6 protein-coding genes are annotated in these 7,398 nt (G+C 28.6%); 5 read left to right on the forward strand and 1 reads right to left on the reverse strand.

Annotated elements, in window-relative coordinates; translation table 11 throughout:
* Positions 1-423 precede the first annotated feature (423 nt).
* Positions 424-630 (forward strand): hypothetical protein, encoded by a 207-nt coding sequence (locus BM384_RS13670; protein ID WP_090014418.1) that lies wholly within the window; start codon positions 424-426, stop codon positions 628-630.
* Between the two features lie 270 nt (positions 631-900).
* Complete coding sequence (gene gltS / locus BM384_RS13675; protein ID WP_090014420.1) at positions 901-2,106, forward strand: sodium/glutamate symporter; 1,206 nt, start codon at positions 901-903, stop codon at positions 2,104-2,106.
* 349 nt (positions 2,107-2,455) lie between these two features.
* On the opposite strand, the gene BM384_RS13680 is transcribed toward gltS, so the two are convergent.
* The gene (locus tag BM384_RS13680; RefSeq protein WP_090014421.1) at positions 2,456-2,980 is read right to left on the reverse strand and encodes a TetR/AcrR family transcriptional regulator; all 525 of its coding nucleotides are present in this window, start codon (positions 2,978-2,980) and stop codon (positions 2,456-2,458) included.
* A gap of 147 nt (positions 2,981-3,127) precedes the next feature.
* On the opposite strand from BM384_RS13680, the gene BM384_RS13685 reads away from it, so the two are divergent.
* From BM384_RS13685 to BM384_RS13695, 3 genes are all read left to right on the forward strand, one after another.
* The gene (locus tag BM384_RS13685) at positions 3,128-3,829 is read left to right on the forward strand and encodes an ABC transporter ATP-binding protein (protein WP_090014422.1); all 702 of its coding nucleotides are present in this window, start codon (positions 3,128-3,130) and stop codon (positions 3,827-3,829) included.
* Positions 3,830-3,847: 18 nt separating this feature from the next.
* A complete protein-coding gene (locus BM384_RS13690; protein ID WP_090014423.1) occupies positions 3,848-7,033 on the forward strand; it encodes an ABC transporter permease in 3,186 nt (1,061 codons plus the stop codon).
* Between the two features lie 182 nt (positions 7,034-7,215).
* Positions 7,216-7,398, forward strand: a 183-nt coding sequence (locus BM384_RS13695) for a hypothetical protein (protein ID WP_139232124.1), incomplete at its 3' end; no start/stop codon positions are given.

A 7,398-nucleotide genomic window follows, 5' to 3' on the forward strand; every position in this document is an offset into this window, starting at 1 on the left:
GTATTTTTCATAATATTAAACCTCGCTATAAATTTATTTCTCTATAGCGAGGCTGCAAATTTTTTCTCTATTGTCAAGCTTTTTTTTATATTTTTTATTTTATTCTTAAGTTGACGACATTGGGCGTGCGGTGGTGTGAGAGGTCGGTAATCAAAATAATTGATTACCTCCTACTCGATTGTGTGGATAAAAATATCTAAAGTAAGTATCTTTACACATGTCTTAAAGGGAAATTAAGGGGATAGAGAGTGGCGTGGATAAGTTTGCTATAGATTAAAGTAATGTATAATATCGAACAAGTAAATATTCTTGTCTTTATTTCAAGAGGCTTAATTTCATATAGCCTATATAAAATATATTTTTAAAATTATAACTTATTGGAAAAAATAGATTTATACACTTATTAATAAAGGAGAATCCATTATGCGTGATAAACTTTTTTTCAATGGTAAAATAATAACTTCTGAAGATAATATTGAACATGAGGCTGTATTAATAAAATTTAATACTATATATAAAATGGGAGAGCCTCATGATCTTCTTGAATTCGTAGATAGAGAAACAGATATTATTAATCTTAATCATGGGAAAATTACAATTGAAGAAATAAAAGAAATGGCAGGAATTTAATTTCCTGTCTTTTCTAGCCCTTTATTTATTTTAGTAATGTATAAGAATTTGTTAATGCAAATTTATGGATGAGAAAAATACATAAACAAGAACTTTTTGTATTATTTATCCTATTTTGCGTACATTTTATCACATTAAATACTTTTGCTGTATTTAATGCTTTTTTTATAACTGTACTTTAATTTTTTTATAATATATTATATATATTATATATATTATATTATATATATATTACACATAATTATTAACTAAAGAAAGGACAGGTGACATATGCAATTTAATTTAAACATCTATGAGACCATGGCTCTTTGTTCTATAGTATTTTATATTGGTAAGTATGTGAGAGGTAAATGGAGCTTATTATCAAAATATTGTATACCTCCAGCAGTTGTTGGTGGATTTATATTTGCATTATTAATCCTTTTACTTAAGCTTACAGGTATAGCTACAGTAAATCTTGATACAACTTTGCAAAATATATTTATGACAGCATTTTTCACAAGTATTGGTTTTACTGCAAGTTTAAAAATTCTAAAAAGTGGTGGGAAAAAAGTTGTAACATTCCTTGTTTTAGCAGCCTTACTTGTTATATCTCAAAATATAGTAGGTGTAACTTTTGCTTCACTTTTTGGCTTGGAACCACTTCTTGGTTTATGTACTGGATCTATTCCAATGGTTGGTGGTCATGGAACTGCAGGATCTTTTGGCCCTATACTTGAAAAAATGGGTATAAGCGGAGCAACTACTGTTTCTGTAGCATCAGCTACCTTTGGACTTATAATGGGTAGTATTATTGGTGGTCTTGTTGCAAGAGCACTTATCGTGAATCATAAACTAAAGACAGTTCATGATGAAAATTCTAAAATTCCAACAGAAACAGTTGGGGATTTTAATGAAGAAAATCATAATATTTTATCTTATAAAAGATTAATGACAGGAGCATGTTTCTTATTTGTTGCAATGGGATTTGGTTCAATTGTATCTGAGTTAATAGGAAAATCAGGTTTGACTTTTCCATCATATATAGGTGCAATGCTTGTGGCAGCATTAATTAGAAATATATTTGATCTTAGGGGAAAGCAATTAGTAGAAAAAGAAATTGATACTCTAGGAGGAATAGGTTTATCATTTTTCTTAACAATGGCTTTGATGAATCTTAGATTATGGGAATTATTTGATTTAGCACTTCCTCTTTTAATAATGCTTCTTGCTCAAGTTGTATTAGTAGGTTTATTTGCTTACTTTATTACATATAGAGTAATGGGTAAAGATTACGAAGCTGCTGTATTTGCTTCTGCAACATGTGGATTTGGTATGGGTGCAACACCTAATGCTATTGCTAACATGGACGAATTAACAAATAGATATGGATTTGTTTACACACCATACTTTGTTGTTCCTATTGTAGGTGGATTATTTATAGACTTTGTCAATTCATCTATAATAACAATTTTTATAAATTTAATTGGAAAATAGAGAACTATATCAATTAAAAAATCGCTGTAGGTATTAGGCTTACAGCTATTTTTTTAAAATTTAGAATTAAGAATGTAGAATTTAGAATGGAGGAGGAAATTCTAAGCCGCTGGCTTTTGGAATTTTTTGGGGATTATATATTTTAATTACAAATTTTTCGAAGCTGAACTTGAGGTTCTGTTTTTTAGTAGAGAAATATAAGTGAAGTTAGCAATGAAATTTTATTGGTTAGGAACTATATTTAAGGTAGCCCAAATGAGTGTTTTGTGCTATATTTATGTCATGGGAACATGGAAATTTAAAATTCCTGCTACATACTAATAGCAGGAATTCTTATAAAGAGTCATTTTTAAATCCTCTTAACCCTATTAATAATGTCTAATATAAATTCAGGCTCCTCTTTTAAATCACCTTCAAGCCAATCTTGTATAATTGCAATTACACCACCAACAGAGTATTTAATAAGATAATCTATATAAATTTTATCTTCTTCCTTAAGCATGCTTTCTACATCTATTTTGTTAGCAATAAAAAATATTCTGCTTAATATTCTTGAGTCCATTTGCAGGCAAAATATTATTTTACATAAGTCTTTATTATCCTTAATTAAGTAAAGAACCTTAAGTAAAGCATCATCGCTATAATCTTTTACAAAATTATAAGCAGTATCAAAAAATTCATTTTCCATGGAGTTTAAAAGATCATGAGCATCTTTATAATGAGAATAAAATGTTCCTCTATTAATATCAGCTTTTTTACATATATCAGTTACAGTTACTTTATGTATATTTTTTTCTTTTAGCAGTTCTAATAAACTTTCCTTAATTACCTTTTGTGTATATAAAACTCTACGATTACCTTTTGTTCCAGCCACTTTTATCACCCTTTTAATAAACAAAATACTTAAAAATGTTCAATTAATAACATTATGAAATTAATTGAATATTGTGTCCAAATTTGAGATTAATTATACTATTAAATGAACAAACTGTCTATTTAATAATACAGAGGAGGAATGGGAATGTCTTATATTGAAGTTATAGATGAGTATAAGAGATATAAAGTGGGAGACAGCATAGTAGCAGCTAATAATGGAATTACTTTTTCTATTGAAAAGGGAGAGTTTGTAATTATTTTAGGACCAAGTGGAGCTGGTAAATCTACAGTGCTTAATATTTTAGGAGGCATGGATACTCCAGATGAAGGGAAAATAATTATAGATGGAACTGATATATCTAAGTTTAATGCTAGAAGTTTAACTAAATATAGAAGAGATGATGTGGGATTTGTATTTCAATTTTATAATTTAGTTCAAAATTTAACTACTAGAGAAAATGTAGAACTAGCAACTCAGATTTCTAAGAATGCTTTAGATGTAGATGAAACTTTAAAGCTTGTTGGATTAGAGCATAGAAAGGATAACTTTCCTTCTCAGCTATCAGGAGGAGAGCAACAAAGAGTATCTATAGCAAGAGCTATTGCTAAAAATCCAAAGCTTCTTTTATGTGATGAACCAACAGGAGCTCTTGATTATAAAACAGGTAAGCAGATACTAAAAACTCTTCAAGATACCTGCAAAAATACTGGTACTACTGTAATAGTAATTACACATAACTCAGCTCTTGCGCCTATGGCAGATAGAGTTATACATATTAATGATGCAAAAGTTAAAGAAATAGAGCTAAATAAAGCTCCAATGCCAGTAGAAGATATTGAATGGTAAAGGAGAGAATTTTGAATAATGAAGGCTAATACTTATAGAAAGTCAATTTACAGAGAAATTTCATCTTCAAAGGCAAGATTTATTTCTATATTACTTATTATATTTTTAGGAACAGCATTTTTTGCAGGAATAAGATCTACAAGTCCTGATATGAATAATCTAGCTAATAATTACTATAAAAATTTAAATTTAATGGACAGCAGAATTGTTTCTACATTAGGCCTTACAGAAAAGGACTTAGATGTACTTAAAAATGATGATAATGTTTTAAGTTATACAGGAAGTAAAAGTTTTGATGTAAGTCTAAGTAACATGAATAATGTAGTAAAGTTTATGGGCTTTAATAAAGAAGATAATGAAAAGATGAACACCTTAGAAGTTGTAGAAGGAAGACTTCCTGAAAACAAAGGTGAAATAGCATTAGATAAAGGAGCTCTTAAGAAATCTCCAGATCCAAAAATAGGTGATACTTTTAAAATAGAAGCTGATGAAGATTCTATGGATAAGTTTAATACTAAGGAGTTTACTATTGTAGGTTTTGTAAATAGTCCTATGTATGTTGAATCAGGTTCAAGAGGTACATCTACTGTAGGTAAAGGAAGTGTTGATTACTTTGCAGTTGTAGATTCTGAAGATATCAATATGGATGTATTTACAGAAATATATGTTAGATTTAAGAATGTTGAAAATTTAGATACTTATAGTGATGAGTATAAAGATTTAATGGAAGAAAATACTGAGAACTTAAAATCTATCTTTAAAAATAGAGAAGATTTAAGAGTTCAAGAAGTTAAAGATGAAGCAGAAAGTAAGCTTCAAGGTCCTTTAGATGAATTAAATGAAGGAGAAGCAAAGTTAAATTCAGCAGAGGAAGAAATAATTTCAGGTAGGGAACAACTTGAAAATGGAAAGCTTCAATATGAAAATGGTTTAAAGGAATACCAAAGCAAAAAGGCAGCTGCTGAAACTCAAATTTCACAAGGTGAAGTAGCTTTAGCAAATGGTCAAAAAGAGCTTAATGATAAGAGAAAAGCCTTAGAAGAAGGAGAAAATAAATTAAATGCAGCAAAAGTTCAGCTAGATGCAGCTAAGCAAAGTCTTTTAAATCAAGGAATTAATCCTGCTGATGGTACAGCTAAGTATGAAGAACAGCTTAAGGCATTAGAAGCTATGGGAGCTACAGGAAATGAACAAGTAAATACACAAATCCAAGGGTTAAAGACTTTAATTGCTGGAATTTCTTCTTATAATTCAGGTGAGGCTGAATATGATAAAAACCTTGCAGAAATCACTCAAGGAAAAGCTAAAATAGAAGAGGCTCAAAATCAAATAAGTTCTAAGAAAGTAGAGCTTAATAATGGTAAGAAAGCTTTAGAGGAAGGAAAAGTTAAGCTAGAAGAATCTAAGGTTAAACTTGAAGAATCTGAAGAAAAATTAAATAATGGACAAGAAGAAATTGATAAAAATAGAGCTTCTTTAGAAGATGGTAAGAAAGTTATAGAAGAAAAGCAAGAAGAAATTAATAAGATAAGTGGAAAGTATTATTACTTTGATAGACAAGACCTTTCTGGATTTACAGGTTATAGAGATGCTATTAATAGTATTAAAAATATTGCTTCATTTTTACCTCTATTCTTCTTCTTAGTTGCAGTTCTTATATGTTTAACTACTATGACAAGAATGGTTGAAGAAAAGAGAATAGAAATAGGAACTTTAAAAGCTTTAGGATATAGTAATTTTGAAATATCTAAAAAGTATGTAATATATGCTGCTATGGCAAGTATTACAGGAAGTGTACTTGGAATAATAGTTGGATGCAACCTTTTCCCAAAAGTTATATCTAATGCTTATTCAGTTATGTATGATTTAGGAAATATCCAAATTAAATTCTATCCATCTTATATAATGCAATCTCTTATTATTTCAATAGTATGTACATTAGGTGCAGCCCTATTAGTTTTAAGAGATGAACTTAAGAATAAACCAAGTGAACTTATGAGAGCAAAGGCTCCTAAAATAGGAAAGAAGATATTATTAGAAAGAATTACTCCTTTATGGAAGAGCTTAAGTTTTAATCAAAAGGTAACTTTAAGAAATATCTTTAGATACAAACAACGTATGCTTATGACTGTATTTGGAATAGCAGGATGTATGGCAATGCTTGTACTTGGATTTTCTTTAAAGGCTTCAAATGATCTTATTGTTGAAAGACAATTTGGACAGATTTGGAACTATGATGCTATGGTAATACATAATACTGATAGCAGTAAAGAAGATGAAGAAAAGTATAAGGAAGTTTTAAATTCTATAGAAGGCTTTGAAAGCAGCATAAATATTTACCAAGAGTCTGTTACTTTAAGTAAAGAAGGAATAAATAAGCAAACAGCATCATTATATGTTCCTGAAGATGTAGATAAGTTTAAAGATTATGTTACTTTAAGAAATAGAAAGTCTAAGGAAATTTATGACTTAAGTGATGATGGTGTAATCATTAATGAAAAGTTAGCGAGTCTCTTAAAGATTAAAGCAGGAGATTACATTGAATTTAAAGATGCTGATAATGAAACTTATAAAGTAAAGGTAGCTAATATTACAGAAAATTATACAGGACATGCAATTTATATGTCTCCTAAGTATTATCAAGAGGTCTTTGGAAAAGATGTATCTTATAATGCAGAGTTCTTAAAGATGGATGTTGAAAATCCAGAAGAGGTTTCAGAAGAACTTATGAATTGTGGTAATGTATTAAACGTAACTATGGTTGATACAATATCTAAAAGTGCAAGAGATTCAGCAGAAAGCTTAAAAATTGTAATGATAGTTATTATAGTTTCAGCAGGAGGACTTGCCTTCATAGTTCTTTATAACTTAAATAATATAAATGTTTCAGAACGTATAAGAGAATTATCAACAATTAAGGTATTAGGTTTCTATGATAATGAAGTAACTATGTATATTGTTAGAGAAAATATTATTTTAACTATATTAGGAATACTTGCAGGATCAGTACTAGGAAAGTATGTGTATTTCTATATTTTAAATACTGCAGAGCTTGATAATATGATGATGGTTCATGAAGTTCACATGATGAGATATGTTACATCAGGACTTTTAACTTTATTGTTCTCAGTAATTGTAATGATTATGATGCATTTAAAACTTAAGAAGGTTAATATGATTGATGCTTTAAAATCAGTTGAATAGTTATGTTAGAAAAGGCGCAGAAATGCGTCTTTTTATTTTACTATGATAGTGCATTTTTACTTGAAAAATTTTATAGTCAAGTAACCAAACAGAATCCTAAGCTATTTTTAAGGCTGTATTGTGAATAAAAGTGATAAAAATAGGCAAGTATCTAAACAAATGATTATAAGGAAGTGATTGTTTTGTGTTTAGATAACTATTTTAAAATTTTAGAAAATATAAAGCTTTTAAGTAATGCAGCTAAAAGAAAATTATTAATAGATATCAGCATTTTAATTAATGTTTCAAATAATAAAGAAACAACAGAATTAATTTGCCCTCATTGTAAAAATAAATACATAGTTAAAAATGGTAAGAATAAAGAA

The organism is Clostridium sp. DSM 8431 (assembly GCF_900116755.1).
Taxonomy (GTDB): domain Bacteria; phylum Bacillota; class Clostridia; order Clostridiales; family Clostridiaceae; genus Clostridium.

Excerpts from the sequence above, each read along its gene's own strand:
- BM384_RS13685 (WP_090014422.1), top strand. The coding sequence starts at position 3,128 with ATGTCTTATATTGAAGTTATAGATGAGTATAAGAGATATAAAGTGGGA.
- BM384_RS13670 (WP_090014418.1), top strand. The coding sequence starts at position 424 with ATGCGTGATAAACTTTTTTTCAATGGTAAAATAATAACTTCTGAAGAT.
- BM384_RS13690 (WP_090014423.1), top strand. The coding sequence starts at position 3,848 with ATGAAGGCTAATACTTATAGAAAGTCAATTTACAGAGAAATTTCATCT.
- gltS (WP_090014420.1), top strand. The coding sequence starts at position 901 with ATGCAATTTAATTTAAACATCTATGAGACCATGGCTCTTTGTTCTATA.